Annotated in this window: 16 protein-coding genes, 1 tRNA gene, 3 rRNA genes, 1 other RNA gene and 1 other annotated feature; of the genes, 16 read left to right on the forward strand and 5 right to left on the reverse strand. The window is 40.1% G+C overall.

What is annotated here, in order from left to right; genetic code table 11:
• Positions 1–118: ribosomal RNA gene (locus PDT38_RS19030) — 23S ribosomal RNA — on the forward strand; the annotation flags it as partial.
• Positions 119–300: 182 nt separating this feature from the next.
• Positions 301–416, forward strand: a 5S ribosomal RNA gene (gene rrf, locus PDT38_RS19035).
• A gap of 40 nt (positions 417–456) precedes the next feature.
• Here the strand turns inward: rrf and PDT38_RS19040 are convergent.
• Complete coding sequence (locus tag PDT38_RS19040) at positions 457–1,410, reverse strand: YaaC family protein (protein WP_270803637.1); 954 nt, start codon at positions 1,408–1,410, stop codon at positions 457–459.
• A 121-nt stretch (positions 1,411–1,531) separates the two neighbouring features.
• Here PDT38_RS19040 and guaB point away from each other — a divergent pair, with 121 nt between their 5' ends.
• The 5 genes from guaB (at position 1,532) to serS (ending at position 7,741) form a co-directional block, all read left to right on the forward strand.
• Positions 1,532–2,998, forward strand: coding sequence for an IMP dehydrogenase (gene guaB / locus PDT38_RS19045; RefSeq protein WP_270803638.1), 1,467 nt, complete (start codon positions 1,532–1,534; stop codon positions 2,996–2,998).
• Between the two features lie 153 nt (positions 2,999–3,151).
• On the forward strand, positions 3,152–4,477 hold the full coding sequence (locus PDT38_RS19050) for a D-alanyl-D-alanine carboxypeptidase family protein (RefSeq protein ID WP_270803639.1): 1,326 nt from the start codon (positions 3,152–3,154) through the stop codon (positions 4,475–4,477).
• A 163-nt stretch (positions 4,478–4,640) separates the two neighbouring features.
• Complete coding sequence (pdxS, locus tag PDT38_RS19055; RefSeq protein WP_172299153.1) at positions 4,641–5,525, forward strand: pyridoxal 5'-phosphate synthase lyase subunit PdxS; 885 nt, start codon at positions 4,641–4,643, stop codon at positions 5,523–5,525.
• Positions 5,526–5,548: 23 nt separating this feature from the next.
• Positions 5,549–6,139, forward strand: coding sequence for a pyridoxal 5'-phosphate synthase glutaminase subunit PdxT (gene pdxT, locus PDT38_RS19060; protein WP_270803640.1), 591 nt, complete (start codon positions 5,549–5,551; stop codon positions 6,137–6,139).
• A 52-nt stretch (positions 6,140–6,191) separates the two neighbouring features.
• Positions 6,192–6,412, forward strand: a binding site (T-box leader).
• 51 nt (positions 6,413–6,463) lie between these two features.
• Positions 6,464–7,741 (forward strand): serine--tRNA ligase, encoded by a 1,278-nt coding sequence (serS, locus tag PDT38_RS19065; RefSeq protein ID WP_270803641.1) that lies wholly within the window; start codon positions 6,464–6,466, stop codon positions 7,739–7,741.
• 69 nt (positions 7,742–7,810) lie between these two features.
• Here serS and PDT38_RS19070 read toward each other — a convergent pair whose 3' ends face one another.
• Entirely contained in the window at positions 7,811–8,941 is a 1,131-nt protein-coding gene (locus PDT38_RS19070; protein ID WP_270803642.1) for a glycerate kinase, read from the reverse strand.
• A 369-nt stretch (positions 8,942–9,310) separates the two neighbouring features.
• Here PDT38_RS19070 and PDT38_RS19075 point away from each other — a divergent pair.
• Positions 9,311–9,403: transfer RNA gene (locus PDT38_RS19075), tRNA-Ser, on the forward strand.
• 118 nt (positions 9,404–9,521) lie between these two features.
• Here PDT38_RS19075 and PDT38_RS19080 read toward each other — a convergent pair.
• From PDT38_RS19080 to PDT38_RS19090, 3 genes are all read right to left on the reverse strand, one after another.
• Entirely contained in the window at positions 9,522–10,169 is a 648-nt protein-coding gene (locus PDT38_RS19080) for a deoxynucleoside kinase (RefSeq protein WP_270803643.1), read from the reverse strand.
• A complete protein-coding gene (locus PDT38_RS19085; RefSeq protein ID WP_270803644.1) occupies positions 10,166–10,789 on the reverse strand; it encodes a deoxynucleoside kinase in 624 nt (207 codons plus the stop codon). Before PDT38_RS19085 ends, PDT38_RS19080 begins: the two co-directional genes overlap by 4 nt.
• A 75-nt stretch (positions 10,790–10,864) precedes the next feature.
• On the reverse strand, positions 10,865–12,169 hold the full coding sequence (locus PDT38_RS19090; protein WP_270803645.1) for a glycoside hydrolase family 18 protein: 1,305 nt from the start codon (positions 12,167–12,169) through the stop codon (positions 10,865–10,867).
• Between the two features lie 158 nt (positions 12,170–12,327).
• Here PDT38_RS19090 and tadA point away from each other — a divergent pair, with 158 nt between their 5' ends.
• From tadA to PDT38_RS19130, 8 genes are all read left to right on the forward strand, one after another.
• On the forward strand, positions 12,328–12,813 hold the full coding sequence (gene tadA / locus PDT38_RS19095) for a tRNA adenosine(34) deaminase TadA (protein WP_270803646.1): 486 nt from the start codon (positions 12,328–12,330) through the stop codon (positions 12,811–12,813).
• Positions 12,814–12,900: 87 nt separating this feature from the next.
• Positions 12,901–13,166, forward strand: an RNA gene (ffs, locus tag PDT38_RS19100) — signal recognition particle sRNA large type.
• Between the two features lie 138 nt (positions 13,167–13,304).
• The gene (gene dnaX / locus PDT38_RS19105; protein ID WP_270803647.1) at positions 13,305–15,008 is read left to right on the forward strand and encodes a DNA polymerase III subunit gamma/tau; all 1,704 of its coding nucleotides are present in this window, start codon (positions 13,305–13,307) and stop codon (positions 15,006–15,008) included.
• Positions 15,009–15,032: 24 nt separating this feature from the next.
• Positions 15,033–15,356, forward strand: coding sequence for a YbaB/EbfC family nucleoid-associated protein (locus tag PDT38_RS19110; RefSeq protein WP_270803648.1), 324 nt, complete (start codon positions 15,033–15,035; stop codon positions 15,354–15,356).
• Positions 15,357–15,369: 13 nt separating this feature from the next.
• Entirely contained in the window at positions 15,370–15,966 is a 597-nt protein-coding gene (recR, locus tag PDT38_RS19115) for a recombination protein RecR (protein WP_172299177.1), read from the forward strand.
• Positions 15,967–15,987: 21 nt separating this feature from the next.
• The gene (locus PDT38_RS19120) at positions 15,988–16,212 is read left to right on the forward strand and encodes a YaaL family protein (protein WP_270803649.1); all 225 of its coding nucleotides are present in this window, start codon (positions 15,988–15,990) and stop codon (positions 16,210–16,212) included.
• Positions 16,213–16,276: 64 nt separating this feature from the next.
• Positions 16,277–16,543 carry a pro-sigmaK processing inhibitor BofA family protein gene (locus PDT38_RS19125; protein ID WP_270803650.1) on the forward strand — a complete coding sequence of 89 codons (267 nt, stop codon included), beginning with the start codon at positions 16,277–16,279 and terminating at the stop codon, positions 16,541–16,543.
• Between the two features lie 252 nt (positions 16,544–16,795).
• A 16S ribosomal RNA gene (locus tag PDT38_RS19130) occupies positions 16,796–16,892 on the forward strand; the annotation flags it as partial.

A 16,892-nucleotide genomic window follows, 5' to 3' on the forward strand; every position in this document is an offset into this window, starting at 1 on the left:
GATTTCCCATTCCGCAAGGAAGTAAGATCCCTGAAAGATGATCAGGTTGATAGGTCTGAGGTGGAAGTGTGGTGACACATGGAGCTGACAGATACTAATCGATCGAGGACTTAACCTAAAAATTAAAATGTGTAGTTTACAACACGTTATCTAGTTTTGAGAGAATACTTCTCAAGAAGCCAAAGGCAAGGATACTCGGCTAAGGGTTTGAAAAACTCCTTAGTGAAGCCGAAAAAAAACTCGGCTAAAGGCCCTCACGTCCTGTGAGGAACGCCCAGTACCTACGTCCTGTAGGCATAGTTTGGTGGCGATAGCGAAGAGGTCACACCCGTTCCCATACCGAACACGGAAGTTAAGCTCTTCAGCGCCGATGGTAGTTGGGGGTTTCCCCCTGTGAGAGTAGGACGCCGCCAAGCAACTTATGGTATCAAGCCCAGCTTATTTAAGCTGGGCTTTTTAGTTATTCATTTGTGATAGCAGTTTGGCGATATAGTATGGGAATTTCTCTTCTGCTATAGATAAAAAATGCTGAATGATGACATAGTCGTCACTAGAACATTGTAGCAGTAGATCATACCACCATTCAGTTTCATATCTGGCAATCATGCTTAAATTATAAGAGATTAAAAAGTGAGCAAGAATTTCAGGGATTTTAAAAAAACAGTCACGCTCTGCCGGAAAAAAGCGCATTTCTCTCTCTAAATCAAAAAGTAAATTTGTCGAAGTACTAGGTAGATGCTCTTTTTTATCTGAGTCAAATGCAAAGAAACCGTCTTCTTCTCGGCAGAATTTCCAGTTTAGATGGTATTCGATATACTCGATAAACCGTTTTGCAGACATATTGTATAGTTCAGCGATATGTTTTGGTAAACAGATGTAATCGTTATGGATGACTGCTTCTACCAGGGGGTTATTCCTTCTTTGGAATAATAAGACTTTATTCATTTCAGGAATTCTACCTAAAAGCTGTTTCATACTGAAGCGTTCATCATTCAATCCTTCTATTTGAAAAAGCGATTGAGTCACATGCATACATAATCCATTTCTTTGAATTTTCACTTCATCATCGTAAAAACAGTAATTTTGTTTTTTTCGTTTCCTAGTCGTTACACCGTGTGCTAGTACTGAGGTATGGCTTGGATAAGAAGGATCTGATGTTAATAAGCAAGCCTTCAAAAGCTGTGCCATGCCGTAAAATAGCAAAATTGGTTTTATCTCAATTGGAGAAGTAATCGATTGTTTATAAAAAGCTTCCGCATGTTTGAGAAAGAAAATAAACCGTTCCCCGTTTTTAAATGAATTCTTTTTAGGATCTTCAATATTGTTTTTTTTGTATACCATTTCAAGAAAATATTGGACAGTTTCAAGGGAATAAAAAAGCCTTAATTCCGTCCATCCCTTACTTTTCATAAACTCCACTTCCCTCTTATTTTATTTTCGGAATATTACAACTGTTTTTCACTTTCTTGACAGTTGGTATTCAAGTTGATAATCTACATATAATATTTTGCCGAAAAGAGGGGGATTTACTATGTGGGAAAGTAAATTTTCGAAAGAAGGCTTAACATTTGATGATGTTTTACTTATACCGGCTAAATCAGAGGTTCTTCCGCGTGATGTTGATTTATCCGTGCAGCTTACATCATCTATTAAGCTAAACGTTCCAATCATCAGTGCAGGTATGGATACAGTTACAGAGTCCGAAATGGCGATTGCTATAGCTAGACAAGGTGGAATGGGTGTGATCCATAAAAACATGTCTATCGAACAGCAAGCTGAACAAGTTGATAAAGTGAAACGCTCAGAGCGCGGTGTAATAACGAATCCGTTTTTTTTAACACCAGAACATCAGGTTTTTGATGCAGAGCACTTAATGGGTAAATACAAAATCTCAGGTGTTCCAATTGTCGATAATGAAGAAGACCAAAAGTTGGTTGGAATTATTACGAATCGTGATCTGCGATTTATCGCTGATTATTCAATGAAAATTAGTGATGTCATGACAAAAGAAGAACTTGTCACGGCTTCTGTCGGCACAACTTTAGATGAAGCGGAAAAAATTCTTCAGAAATATAAAATTGAAAAACTCCCTCTTTTAGATGATCAAGGTGTTTTAAAAGGCCTTATCACAATTAAAGATATTGAAAAGGTCATTGAGTTTCCAAATTCAGCAAAAGATGTTCACGGACGTTTATTGGTCGGTGCTGCGGTCGGAATCACAGGCGATTCAATGACACGTGTTAACAAGCTAGTTGAAGCTAATGTCGATGTTATTGTCGTTGATACAGCACATGGCCACTCAAAAGGCGTAATTGAGACAGTCAAAAATATTCGTGACACTTATCCTGATTTAAATATCATCGCAGGAAACGTGGCAACTGCTGAAGCAACAAAAGCGCTAATTGAAGCTGGCGCTGATGTTGTAAAAGTAGGCATTGGGCCAGGATCCATTTGCACGACTCGGGTTGTCGCTGGTGTTGGGGTTCCGCAAATTACGGCAATATATGACTGTGCTACAGAAGCGAGAAAGCATGGTAAAACAATTATTGCTGATGGAGGAATCAAGTTTTCTGGTGACATTGTAAAAGCCTTGGCAACTGGTGGACATGCTGTTATGCTTGGAAGCCTTCTTGCCGGTACATCTGAAAGTCCAGGAGAGACGGAAATTTACCAAGGTAGACGGTTTAAAGTGTACCGTGGTATGGGGTCTGTCGCTGCAATGGAAAAAGGTAGCAAGGATCGCTATTTCCAAGAAGAAAACAAGAAATTCGTCCCTGAAGGTATTGAAGGCCGGACACCTTACAAAGGACCTGTTGCTGATTCCATTTACCAGCTTGTCGGAGGTTTAAGGGCAGGAATGGGTTATTGCGGTGCTAAAGATTTGAAATCTTTAAGGGAAGAATCACAGTTCATTCGTATGACAGGTGCGGGATTGCGAGAAAGCCATCCTCATGACGTACAAATTACGAAAGAGTCGCCGAATTATACGATTTCTTAATGTAATTATGACAAATATTAAACTTTGGACAGAGGGTAGCCTCTGTCTATTTTTTTTTGCTTCATTATGATAAAATTTAAATGCTGTGTTCAAAAAATGTCTTTAATGGCTTTGATATAAATTTTAATCTAATGAAAAGCGGAGGTATCAGTTTTGAAAAGCAAGAAAATTAAACAGTTGGTCATGGTGTTTGTTGCTTTTGCCGTGACAATAGGAGCATTTTCTCCAACATCAAAAGCAGAAGCTGCGAATGATCCAATTCATGTAGATGCAAAAGCGGCGATTATTGTAGAGGCATCCTCAGGCAAAATATTATACAGTAAAAATGCTGATAAGCGGCTTCCAATTGCCAGCATGGCAAAAATGATGACGGAGTACCTTCTTTTAGAAGCAATTAAAGAAGGTAAAGTTAAATGGGATCAAAAATATACGCCAGATGATTATGTCTATGAAATTTCTCAGGATAAGTCTCTATCCAATGTTCCCTTGCGTAAAGATGGCTCATACACTGTCAAAGAGCTTTATGAGGCAACTGCTATATACTCTGCTAATGCAGCCGCAATAGCCCTGTCAGAAATCATTGCCGGTTCTGAATCAAAGTTTGTCGAATCAATGAATAAAAAAGCGAAAGAATTGGGTATGAAAAATTACAAATTTGTAAATGCTACAGGTTTGGAAAATAAAGAACTTCATGGGAAGCATCCAAGTGGGACAAACCCTAATGATGAGAATAAAGTATCTGCAAGAGACATGGCGCTGCTTGCTGATCGTTTAGTAAAAAAATATCCTGAGATTTTGGATACGGCAAGCATTTCCAAAATGAAGTTCAGAAAAGGCACAGACGATGAAATGGATATGCCAAACTGGAACTTCATGCTCAAAGGTCTTGTTCAGGAATACAAAGGTGTAGATGGACTGAAAACAGGATCGACTGATTCAGCTGGATCATGTTTCACCGCTACTGCTGAAAGAAATGGAATGCGTGTCATTTCTGTTGTCCTAGATGCAAAAGGTGATTTGCATACAGGACGTTTTAAAGAAACAAAAAAAATGTTGGATTATGCCTTTAACCATTTCTCAATGAAACAACTTTATGATAAAAATGAAACAATTAAAGGGAATAAAACGGTCGAAGTCGATAAAGGTAAAGAGCAAGAAGTAACCATTGTCACGGATAAAGCTTTAAACATTCCTGTTAAAAATGGTGAAGAGAAGCACTATAAAGCAAAAGCTATACTAGATCATAAAGAATTGACGGCACCAGTAAAAAAAGGTGAAAAAGTCGGTCGCTTGTCTGTATCTTATAAAGGGGAAGAAAAGGATTACGGTTTCCTCGAAAATAATGTATCAGATGTAAACCTAGTGGCAAAAGAAGAAGTTGAGGAAGCAAACTGGTTTGTTTTAACAATGCGGAGCATTGGTAGCTTTTTTGCTAACCTTTGGAACAGCATTGTTGACATTGTGACAGGTTGGTTTTAATGAAGAAGAGCTCCTACTTGATTAGGGCTCTTCTTTGTTATCTCCTAACGATTTGCTCTAAAATCTAAGTAATCTTCGTGTTTTTTCATATGATTTTGTTGAATTATAGGATACAATAAGATTAAATCTGAACATTCTATTTATGATGAGGAGGATCTTTGAAATGGCTCAAACAGGAACTGATCGAGTAAAACGCGGTATGGCAGAAATGCAGAAAGGCGGCGTCATTATGGACGTTGTCAATGCTGAACAAGCAAAAATTGCAGAAGAAGCTGGTGCTGTTGCTGTTATGGCGCTGGAGCGTGTTCCAGCTGATATCCGTGCAGCTGGCGGGGTCGCTCGCATGGCCGATCCAACAATTGTCGAGGAAGTCATGAATGCCGTTTCTATTCCGGTCATGGCAAAAGCACGAATCGGACATATCGTTGAAGCGCGTGTTCTTGAAGCGCTTGGCGTTGACTATATTGATGAAAGTGAAGTTTTAACTCCTGCAGATGAAGAATTTCACTTACATAAAAAGGAATACACTGTTCCATTTGTGTGTGGTTGCCGTGATCTTGGGGAAGCTACACGTAGGATTGCAGAAGGTGCATCAATGCTTCGGACGAAGGGAGAGCCGGGAACGGGCAATATCGTTGAAGCGGTTCGACACATGAGAAAGGTGAATGCTCAAGTGCGCAAAGTTGTCAGTATGAGTGATGATGAGCTTATGACTGAGGCGAAAAACCTTGGCGCCCCTTATGAATTATTACAACAAATTAAAGCAGAAGGTCGCCTGCCGGTTGTGAATTTTGCCGCTGGTGGTGTAGCGACACCTGCGGATGCTGCTTTAATGATGGAGCTTGGTGCTGACGGTGTTTTCGTCGGATCTGGTATTTTCAAATCTGATAATCCAGCAAAATTTGCGAAAGCAATTGTTGAAGCAACGACTCATTATACGGATTATAAGCTGATTGCTGAGCTTTCAAAAGAGCTAGGAACTGCAATGAAAGGTATTGAAATTTCTAATCTGCTGCCAGAACAGCGTATGCAAGAACGCGGCTGGTAAAACATACAAGGAGACAAAAAGACATGCTGACAATTGGTGTGCTAGGACTTCAAGGAGCTATAAGAGAACATATTCGCTCAATTGAAGCATGCGGAGCGACCGCAAAAGTCATTAAATGGCCTGAGGAGCTTAATGAAATTGACGGTCTGATTTTACCGGGCGGTGAAAGTACGACAATGAGACGGCTGATTGATACATATCAGTTTATGAAGCCGCTTCGTGATTTTGTAGCATCTGGTAAACCGCTATTCGGAACTTGTGCAGGCTTGATCATGTTGGCGAAAAAAGTTGTTGGTTCTCCCGACAGTCATCTTGGAGTTTTAGATGTAACAGTAGAGCGAAATTCCTTTGGAAGGCAAAGGGAAAGCTTTGAAGCTGACCTAGCTGTTAAAGGATTGGAAGAACCGTTTACAGGGGTGTTTATCCGAGCTCCTCACATTCTGGAAGTAGGCAAGAATGTAGATGTGCTTTCAGAGCATAATGGGAAAATTGTTGCTGCAAAACAAGGAAATCTTCTTGGATGTTCTTTTCATCCTGAACTGACGGATGATCACAGAATAACGAAACTATTTATTGATATGGTGGAAAAGTATAAGAAAGAAGTCAACGTATAAAACAGTTGAAAGCTGAGAAAACTTGTAGTACATTTATAAAATAATCATAGATCGAAAAGCGTTGACAGGAAGCAGTAAGAAGCCTCTCTTTCTAAGAGAGCCGATGGTTGGTGTGAATCGGTGAAAGATGCTGTCTGAATCCATCCTTGAGCGAAATGCTGAACAAATAAAGTAGGCATTTACGGTAATCCCGTTATCAAAGCGAGCGGAAATACAAGACGGGTTTGTCTTGTTTTCAATCAGGGTGGCAACGCGAGAGCTCTCGTCCCTTTACTTTGGGGGACGGGAGTTTTTTTTTCGGTCAAATAAAAAGGAGTGAAGCTGATGCTTGACATCAAACTGTTACGGGCTAATTTACAAGAGATTAAAGAAAAGCTAACACACAGAGGAGAAGACCTAACAGATTTTGATCAATTTGAAGAACTGGATGCGAAAAGAAGAGAACTGATTGTCGAAGTTGAAGAACTGAAAAGCAAGCGTAATGAGGTGTCTCAACAGGTGGCAGCTTTAAAGCGCGAGAAAAAAGAAGCTGACCATTTGATTAAAGAAATGCGCGAGGTTGGCGAACAAATTAAACAGCTTGATGAAAGCTTGAGAACGGTAGAATCTTCTTTAGACAAGATCATGCTCTCAATTCCGAACATTCCACACGAGTCTGTTCCGGTCGGAGAGACTGAAGACGACAATGTTGAGGTCCGCAAATGGGGCAAACTTCCGGAGTTTTCATTTGAAGCAAAACCTCATTGGGACATTGCTGATGAGCTGGACATTCTTGATTTTGAACGAGCTGGAAAAGTAACAGGTAGCCGCTTTGTTTTTTATAAAGGACTAGGTGCGCGGCTTGAGCGCGCATTATTCAATTTTATGCTTGATTTGCATGTAGATGAATACGGCTATACAGAAATACTTCCGCCTTATATGGTCAATCGGACGAGCATGACAGGAACAGGGCAGCTTCCTAAGTTTGAGGAGGACGCCTTTAAAATTAGGGAAGCTGACTATTTTCTGATTCCGACGGCAGAAGTACCAGTTACAAACTTGCATCGTGATGAAATTTTAGCTGCTGACACGCTCCCGATTAATTATGCCGCATTTAGTGCTTGTTTTCGTTCAGAAGCCGGTTCAGCGGGACGTGATACAAGGGGATTGATTCGTCAACATCAATTTAATAAAGTTGAGCTTGTTAAGTTTGTAAAACCGGAAGACTCATATGAAGAACTTGAAAAACTAACGAATCAGGCCGAAAGGGTGCTTCAACTTTTAGAACTTCCTTATCGAGTCTTGAGCATGTGTACGGGTGACCTTGGCTTTACAGCGGCCAAAAAATACGATATCGAAGTTTGGATCCCAAGCCAACACACATATCGTGAAATCTCTTCATGCAGTAACTTTGAAGCTTTTCAGGCAAGACGTGCCAATATTAGATTTAGAAGAGAAGCAAAAGGCAAACCAGAACATGTTCATACCCTGAATGGTTCCGGATTGGCAGTTGGTAGAACAGTTGCTGCAATATTAGAAAATTATCAGCAGGAAGACGGCAGTGTCATGATTCCGAAAGTTCTCCAACCCTATATGGGAAATAGAGAAGTCATTAAACCTTAAAAAGGCGCACTCAGACTGTCGAGAAGATCTCGGCAGTCTGAGTGCAATAAAACGCTAAAAGGGCGAGATTTATTTAAGAGCATATACAGAGGCAATATTTCGGGCACACTGCTCTAAATATAGTTTGCCATTGGTTAGTGAATCTTCTAAAGAAGTGACCCCAGGTACAATGGAAAATAAAGCTGAGATTCCATGTTCATATACGAATTTGTGCCCAACTCCTAAAGAACCTGCGATCGCAATGACAGGTACACCTACCTGATGAGCGCGTTTTGCAATTCCAATCGGTGTTTTTCCGTGGATCGTTTGCCTGTCTATCCTTCCTTCTCCAGTAATCACAAGGTCGGCCCCTTTGATCTGTTCAGAAAAAGCTAGCGAATCTAGTACAATCTCAACACCACATTTTAATTCCGCTTTTAAAAAGGCAAATAGCCCTGCGCCCAAACCCCCAGCAGCCCCTGCACCAGGAAGGAATTGAACTTCACATTTTAATTCCCGTTTGATGACATTACTATAATGCTTTAAGTTTTGATCCAATACAGTGATCATCTCATCTGTTGCACCTTTTTGCGGTCCGAATATGACCGAGGCACCATACGATCCGGTTAGAGGGTTATCGACGTCACAGGCAACTTCAAATGTAATATCTCTTAATCTTGGATGCATGGTACTGATATCAATTTTGGCGATCTGCGCCAGGGCACCGCCGCCATCTGAAATTTCGTGCCCGTCATAGTCGAGAAATTTAACGCCAAGTGCACTAGCCATGCCAGCTCCCCCATCATTCGTAGCGCTTCCTCCAAGGCCAATGATGATTTTAGATACGCCATTTTCAACAGCATCAATAATCAGTTCTCCTATCCCTCTTGTTGTCGTAATGAGTGGGTTGCGCTTTCTGGTAGGAATGAGATGCAAGCCTGAAGCTTCTGCCATTTCAATGACCGCCGTTTTTCCGTCCCCAAGCAGCCCGTAAGTTGCTTGGATAGAAGACCCCAATGGTCCTGTGACTGTTTTCTGAATCAATCTTCCATTTGTGGCGTTAACTAAAGCATGAACGGTTCCCTCTCCACCATCCGCAACAGGAATTTTAAGATATTCTGCATGAGGAAGCACAGTTTTAAACCCTTTTTCAATGCTATCTGCTACCTCTACAGATGTCATGCTTTCTTTAAATGAATCAGATGCGATTACGATTTTCATGGTTCTTGCTCCTTTGAAATAGCATACTTTCTAAGTTTTACAGTGAATTAAAGAGAAGTTCATTATACAGAAATCTTTCCTGTCATCCATCCACTTATGAATTGTTTCACATGAGCAACCCATGTACGGCTGTCATCTTGATGCTCATGTGAAAGTTCTATATGAAACTTTTCTTTTATGGGATGACTTCACTGGTTGATTAAAAGTATATTCATTTGAAAGATTTTTAATAAATTTTTTCCACATCGTCTCCACCTTTGCATATTCATCGGTTCTTGCATATAATAATAACATCAATTAAATCATTTTAGTTTGAAATTTCTCTTGACTTAAATAGATAGGACATGTTATATTAAATCTTGTCGATACGGAGGAATACCCAAGTCCGGCTGAAGGGATCGGTCTTGAAAACCGACAGGGGTGTCAAAGCCCGCGGGGGTTCGAATCCCTCTTCCTCCGCCATTATTGATTTACATTGAAATGAATGAAAAAGCATAAATTGGAGATTGTAACCCGTTGCCTTATTATGGCGACGGTTTTTTTATATGTCAAGAAAAAAGCGCGAGTTCCGCGCATTTTTTTATGATGATCTTTCAATCGTTTGGCTTATTTTCGCAATGATAGAGTCGAGGGAAGACGGATTGTCGAACAAGTCATATTCTTCTATGTTGATCCTTACGACTGGACAGGCATTAAAACCGCTGATCCAATTTTGATATCTTTCATACATTTCCTCCCAATAAGACTGATCTGTTTGCAGTTCCATTTCTCGTCCACGTTGTTGGATGCGTGCTAAGATGGCATCCAAATCTCCTTCTAAGTAAATCAAAACATCAGGATGCGGGAAGTATGGTGTCATGACCATTGCTTCAAAAAGACTTGTATAGGTTTTATAGTCGACTTTTGACATGGTTCCTTTTTCTGCATGCATTTGGGCAAAGATACCTGTATCTTCATAAATCGATCGATCTTGTACAAATCCTCCGCCAGATTCATATATATATTTCTGTTCTTTAAAACGTTCTGCCAAAAAGAATATTTGTAAATGAAAACTCCAGCGTTTGAAGTCTTTGTAAAAAGCGTCTAAATAGGGATTGTTGACAACTTTCTCAAGGGAAGTTTTAAAATCGAGTTTTTTTGCAAGTTCTTTTGTTAATGTGGATTTCCCAACTCCTACCGTACCTGCAACAGTAATAATGGCATCTTTGGGAATAGCATGTTCAGTCATCGTATATACTCCTTTACTTGATCGACAATTCTATTGAAAATGGCTTCAGACATGACGAAATCGTCCTGATCTCCGTCTATTTCGATAATTGGTAATAATGGGTCTTTCACTTTTATTTGTTGAATAGCTGTATGGTAATTTGCAATTAACTGTTCTAAATACTGCTTATCCATTTGCTGTTCAAACGGCCGACCACGCTTTTTGATCCGCTTTAATAATGTGGGAAGGCTGGCCTGAATATAGATTATAAGATTTGGAAGAGGCAAGTCCTCCGTCAGTAATGTATAAATTTTTCTATATTTCTCAAGTTTTCTGCCTGCTAATGTTTGTTCGGCAAAAATAAGATTTTTATAAATATGATAATCTGAAATTACGGGGGTATTCATATATAAAAATTTATTTTCTAAATCTTCAAGCTGTTTATAACGGTTGCAGAGGAAAAACATTTCCAGTTGGAAGCTCCATTCATGTTGATTTTCATAAAATTTATCTAGAAAAGGGTTCTCTTCAACAATTTCCTTGACTAAAGAAAGATGGAGTCGCTCTGAAAGCATGGAGGCTAATGTTGTTTTCCCCGCCCCGATTGGTCCTTCAACAGCGATGAAAGGGGTTGTATGCATAGTTGTCCTCCAATTTTATTCTTGATCATTTTATTTTATCATATCCCCTTCCATTGCTATGAAAAAAACGCTCCATTAACTTGGAAACGTTTTTTTCTCAACATTAAATTGATCGGCAATTAAGAGCCAGTTTTGTGGGAATGATAAGCCAAGCTTCCAATAACTGATTCCTCTCAAGTTTAATTCTTTAATCAGATTGAATTTTGCCTGAATAGATCGTGCATCCTCAAACCAAACCTCATGTCGTTTACCGGCTTTGTCTGTATAGCGGAAGAATGGTGCCTGGGCTTTTTCATCATAAGATATGGCGACATTATTTTCACTTGCGATGACAATAGCCTGCTGAGGGCTAACGGCTTTGGCGTATTCTCCACCTGGAGTATATGGAAGTGTCCAATCATAACCATATAAATTTTGTCCCAACATGATTTTATTTGCCGGCATTTCGGTGAGTGCATACTCGACTACTTCTCGCACTGGGCCAATCGGCGATACAGCTAATGGCGGTCCCCCACTGTAGCCCCATTCATATGTCATTAAGACAACAAAATCGACGATTTGGCCAATTGCCCGATAATCGTGAGCCTCATACCATTGTCCCGGTTGGTCCGCTCTCGTTTTAGGAGCAAGAGCTGCAGAAATGAACCATCCTTCCTGTTTAATGCGGTTTCTTGCTTCACGCAAAAACCGAATATATGCCTCTCGATCTTGAGGTCTTAAATATTCAAAGTCAAAATGAATATCTCTGAAGCCGTATCGTCTTGCGGTAGCAACAATCTCATTGAGGAGTCTGTTTTTCACATTCTCGTTTGTTAATATTATTCTGCCAAGCTCACTGCTGAAAGCTTCATTTTCAAGGTTCGTTACAACCATCATTGATGTGACGCGCTGCCTGTCGGCGATTTCTTTTAAACCGTTAAGTGGCGGATTTTTAAGTGTACCGTCACGGTTTGCTTGGAAACTGAACGAACCTAGATAGGTTAAGTATGGGGCTGCCTCTCTCGCTGCTCCTAAAAGAGAGGGAGATATTTTAGTTCCCCGTGGTTCTAGATAAGCATTTGTTTCAATTTTTCGTTTAGGTCGTGGGGGGATGTACAATAATAATCCCACACGTAAAGGAACGGTTTGTTGAATTCGATTGATTCTCGCCAGTTCAGCAGCAGATATGTTAAAACGGCGACCGATTGTTGTCAGAGTATCACCTTGTTTTACCTCGTAAAATTGTCCGGCAATTGGAATCACAATGGTTTGTCCGACAACAAGACGATTTGGATTTGGAATTTCGTTGGTTTCGATTATTTCATTAACTGTTGTTTTATAACGATTAGCAATTGTATATAAACTATCGCCTCTTTTTACAACATAAATTTGCATGAACATAACCTCCTTCCTCATTGCTATCACTATATGAAGGGGAACTTTGTTTCATGCGCTATTTTTTTAGTTGAGTGGGAGTCATAACAACTTGCCAAATTCCATCTTGATCAGTAATCTAGATCATAGGGCAGTTTAAATAAACATTGAAAGTGTGCGTATGAATGACACGAGATGAAATTTATATGAATGAAGCTATTCAAGAAGCAAAAAGAGCGGAAGAAAAAGGGGAGGTACCGATTGGTGCTGTGCTCGTTCTTGATCATGATATAATCGCCCGCGCTCATAATTTGCGGGAAACAGACCAACGGTCGATTGCACATGCGGAAATGCTTGTTATCGACAGAGCATGCAAAAAGTTAGGGACATGGCGCCTTGAGAATGCAGTTCTTTATGTAACGCTTGAGCCTTGTCCAATGTGTGCCGGAGCAGTTGTGCTGTCAAGGATAGGGAAAGTTGTTTTTGGAGCGTCAGACCCAAAAGGTGGATGTGCTGGTACTTTAATGAATCTTCTTCAGGAGAAACGTTTTAATCATCAAGCTGAAGTAGTGAGTGGAGTAATGGAAGAAGAATGTGGACGCCTACTTAGTGACTTTTTCAGGAAACTACGGACAAAAAAGAAGCAAGCGAAGGGGAAACATTCCCAATGACGAAAATTTGCAATTAAGGATGAAACAAGCTATAATATTGATTGTGTCACAAATAGACGCGCACCTAAAAATTTGATATTTATTTTGCCGTGCTAAGCGGGGAGGTAGCGGTGCCCTGTACTCGCAATCCGCTCGAGCGAGGCCGAATCCCTTTCTCGAGGTTCGTTTACTTTAAGGTCTGCCTTATGCAAGTGGTGTTGACGTTTGGGTCCTGCGCAATGGAAATCCATGAACCATGTCAGGTCCGGAAGGAAGCAGCATTAAGTGGAATCTTCCATGTGCCGCAGGGTTGCCTGAGCTGAGCTAACTGCTTAAGTAACGCTTAGGGTAGCGAATCGACAGAAGGTGCACGGTAAATCAATCATCAAATGACAACTCATCTATCTTCGGATAGATGAGTTTTTTGTGTTTTTTTCTTAAGAAAGAGCTTTTGGAATTGCCGGCTGCTTCATGTATAATAAGGATGAAGACATTAAGAGGAGGGCGCGTTTGTGAGTTATCAGGCTTTATATAGAGTGTTCAGACCGCAGATATTTGCAGATGTAGTCGGTCAGGAGCACATCACGAAAACGTTACAAAATGCCCTTATACAAAAGAAATTTTCTCATGCTTATCTGTTTTCTGGTCCAAGGGGAACAGGAAAAACATCCGCAGCAAAGCTTTTTGCCAAGGCTGTAAACTGTGAGCATGCTCCAGTTAGTGAACCTTGTAACCAGTGTTCTGCATGTAAAGGTATTACAAACGGTACAATTTCAGATGTGATTGAGATTGATGCAGCATCTAATAATGGTGTAGATGAAATACGTGATATTCGGGATAAAGTAAAATTTGCCCCGTCTAGTGTCAATTATAAAGTATATATTATAGATGAAGTTCATATGCTTTCTATTGGTGCGTTCAACGCTCTTCTCAAAACGCTTGAGGAGCCGCCTGAGCATTGTCTTTTTATTCTTGCAACAACTGAGCCGCACAAGATCCCTTTAACAATTATTTCAAGATGTCAACGTTTTGATTTTAAAAGAATCACTTTACAGGCGATCGTCGGACGAATGGGGAAAATTGTAGAAACCGAGCGTTATCATGTACAAGAAGGTGCACTCGAGATCATTGCCGGGGCTGCAGATGGAGGAATGAGAGATGCGTTGAGTTTGCTTGATCAGGCAATATCCTTCAGCGGTGACGAGCTCACGATTGATGATGCGTTGCTGATCACTGGAGCGGTCTCTCAACAACATATAAGTAAACTGGCCTCTTCACTTCATGAGCAAAATGTAACAAGTGCTTTGGAAACACTAAATGAATTGTTTCAACAAGGGAAAGATCCGGCAAAACTGATCGAAGATATGATTTTTTATTTTAGGGATATGCTTCTTTATCAAACAGCACCTGATTTAGAAGGTGTCCTCGAAAAGGTGAAAGTAGATGAGGAGTTCAAAAAACTTTCTCAGCAAATTCCCGCACCTGTTCTTTATGAAATGATTGATATTTTAAATAAAAGTCATCAGGAAATGAAGTGGACAAATCATCCGCGTGTCTTTTTTGAAGTTGCAGTTGTGAAGCTTTGTCAAGGAGCGAAAACTGATTCGCATTCAGCTAATCAATCTGAAGTAGACACGCTCATGAATAAGGTTCACCAGTTGGAGCAAGAGATTGAAAAGCTGAAAACAGCAGGGGTGTCAATATCCGCAACCTCAAACCAGCCAAAAGAAACATCTCGCTCACCTAAAAGTACAAAAAGTGGATATAAGGCTCCTGTAGGCCGGATTCATGAAATTTTAAAAGGTGCAGAGAGGTCGGAGTTAAAAAAGTTAAAAGGCTGTTGGGGAGGATTGCTTTCTCAGCTTAAACAACAAAATAAAGTGTCACATGCAGCATTGTTAAACGATACTGAACCTGTTGCAGCTTCTTCACGGGCATTTGTCCTCGCGTTTAAATATGAAATTCATTGTAAAATGGTTGCTGAAGACAATAATGGTGTCAGAACAAATCTTGAGCATATTTTAGAAGGAATGCTCGGGGGAAGAAGGGATATAGTTGGCGTTCCTGAAGCCCAATGGGGTAAAATAAGAGAAGAATTTTTGCAGGAATACCAGCAGGAAGATTCAGAAGCAAAGGAATTAAAAGATGAGGAAGATCCGCTGATAGCAGAGGCGAAAAAATTATTTGGAGCGGAATTGATTGAAATTAAAGATTAAATAGGAAAGAGAGTGGTTTACATTATGCGCGGTGGAATGGGAAACATGCAAAAAATGATGAAACAAATGCAAAAGATGCAGAAGGATATGCAAAAGGCACAGGAGGAACTTGCAGAAAAAGTATTTGAAGGTACAGCTGGCGGCGGAATGGTCACTGTAAAAGTGAACGGACAAAAGGAAGTCATTGATGTTGTCATAAAGGAAGAAGTCGTCGATCCTGAGGACGTTGAAATGCTTCAAGATCTTGTTCTTGCAGCAACAAATGATGCTTTGAAACAAGTTGATGATGAAACAAATGAAACGATGGGGAAATTTACAAAAGGAATGAACATGCCGGGTTTATTCTAGGAGGAAAATAAAAATGCAGTATCCTGAACCAATATCAAAGCTGATTGACAGCTTTATGAAATTGCCAGGAATCGGACCTAAAACGGCGGTCCGTCTGGCTTTTTTTGTTCTTAGTATGAAAGAAGATGTTGTGCTCGATTTTGCTAAAGCATTGGTAAACGCCAAGCGTAATTTGACTTACTGTAAAATTTGCGGCCATATTACGGATCAAGATCCTTGTTATATATGTGAAGATAAGAGAAGAGATCAATCGGTCATATGTGTTGTTCAGGATCCGAAAGACGTAATTGCCATGGAGAAAATGAAGGAATATCAAGGGCTGTATCATGTTTTACATGGTGCGATTTCTCCAATGGATGGCATTGGCCCAGAAGACATTAAAATATCTGAGCTATTAAAACGATTGCAGGATGATCAAGTGGTGGAAGTGATTCTCGCAACAAACCCCAATATAGAAGGAGAAGCAACAGCTATGTACATTTCAAGACTTTTAAAGCCAACTGGTATCAAACTGTCGCGAATTGCCCATGGACTGCCTGTCGGTGGAGATTTGGAGTATGCGGACGAAGTCACTCTTTCTAAAGCACTTGAAGGTAGACGCGAAATGTAAAGGAAGGAGATTGCATTTACCATGGGTTTTCTTCGGAAGAAAAAACTGAGAAAAGAATTTGATGAAAAGCTGTTTAACCAACTCGTACAAAAAAAGGAAGAGTGGCACAAACAAAAACGACTCATTCAAAATAGTTTTGAACCTTCCCCTGAAGTTCTTCACGAGTTGAAAATACTTGAAGCAAAGTACCTATTTTATTTGCGGGAGGCCAAAAAAAGAAAGCTAAGAATTAGTAGCTGGCATTAACAGGTCTATTTTTATGTTTCTCATCATATGCTTGTACTAGAAATGATGAGGAGTGAGCGAATTTATGGGTTCTGTTTTGGTGATCGGGGCAATTTTGGTATTAGTTGCCCTGTTGTTTTTTTCGGGTTCTTCTTTTAAACCGTTAAAATGGCTGGGCTCAATTGCTGCTAGAATAATTGTCGGGACAATATGTCTGTTTTGTGTAAATTTATTTGGGGAGAGTTTAAGTATCCATGTACCGATTAATCTAGTGACGACAGGAGTCAGCGGATTACTAGGTGTTCCAGGAGTAGTGGCGTTAGTTGTCATTAAACAATTTATAATTATATAATTTATTGTTGACAGTTATCTTTTAAAATGTTAAATTAGTATTCGTCGTTGATGACGAATTATTTTTTTGAAAAAAGTTGTTGACGAATATTTGAATAAGTGTTATTATAATCTAGTCGCTTCAAGAGCGGCAATGAAGTTCTTTGAAAACTAAACAAGACAAAACGTACCTGTTAATTCAAGAAATACAAAGCACATTTAGTGCAAGTCAGGGCAGATGTCGTCACAAGTGACGAACTAATCTGCACTCCATTTTATGGAGAGTTTGATCCTGGCTCAGGACGAACGCTGGCGGCGTGCCTAATACATGCAAGTCGAGCGGACCATAGGGAGCTTGCTCCCGAAAGGTT

Origin of the sequence: Bacillus changyiensis, assembly GCF_027706145.1 — a bacterium.
GTDB lineage: Bacteria > Bacillota > Bacilli > Bacillales > Bacillaceae > Bacillus > Bacillus changyiensis.

Bases quoted from the DNA above. Each gene is read 5' to 3' on its own strand.
- PDT38_RS19040 (WP_270803637.1), bottom strand. From the start codon at position 1,410: ATGAAAAGTAAGGGATGGACGGAATTAAGGCTTTTTTATTCCCTTGAA.
- guaB (WP_270803638.1), top strand. From the start codon at position 1,532: ATGTGGGAAAGTAAATTTTCGAAAGAAGGCTTAACATTTGATGATGTT.
- pdxS (WP_172299153.1), top strand. From the start codon at position 4,641: ATGGCTCAAACAGGAACTGATCGAGTAAAACGCGGTATGGCAGAAATG.
- pdxT (WP_270803640.1), top strand. From the start codon at position 5,549: ATGCTGACAATTGGTGTGCTAGGACTTCAAGGAGCTATAAGAGAACAT.
- serS (WP_270803641.1), top strand. From the start codon at position 6,464: ATGCTTGACATCAAACTGTTACGGGCTAATTTACAAGAGATTAAAGAA.
- PDT38_RS19070 (WP_270803642.1), bottom strand. From the start codon at position 8,941: ATGAAAATCGTAATCGCATCTGATTCATTTAAAGAAAGCATGACATCT.
- PDT38_RS19080 (WP_270803643.1), bottom strand. From the start codon at position 10,169: ATGACTGAACATGCTATTCCCAAAGATGCCATTATTACTGTTGCAGGT.
- PDT38_RS19085 (WP_270803644.1), bottom strand. From the start codon at position 10,789: ATGCATACAACCCCTTTCATCGCTGTTGAAGGACCAATCGGGGCGGGG.
- PDT38_RS19090 (WP_270803645.1), bottom strand. From the start codon at position 12,169: ATGTTCATGCAAATTTATGTTGTAAAAAGAGGCGATAGTTTATATACA.
- tadA (WP_270803646.1), top strand. From the start codon at position 12,328: ATGACACGAGATGAAATTTATATGAATGAAGCTATTCAAGAAGCAAAA.
- PDT38_RS19110 (WP_270803648.1), top strand. From the start codon at position 15,033: ATGCGCGGTGGAATGGGAAACATGCAAAAAATGATGAAACAAATGCAA.
- recR (WP_172299177.1), top strand. From the start codon at position 15,370: ATGCAGTATCCTGAACCAATATCAAAGCTGATTGACAGCTTTATGAAA.
- PDT38_RS19120 (WP_270803649.1), top strand. From the start codon at position 15,988: ATGGGTTTTCTTCGGAAGAAAAAACTGAGAAAAGAATTTGATGAAAAG.
- PDT38_RS19125 (WP_270803650.1), top strand. From the start codon at position 16,277: ATGGGTTCTGTTTTGGTGATCGGGGCAATTTTGGTATTAGTTGCCCTG.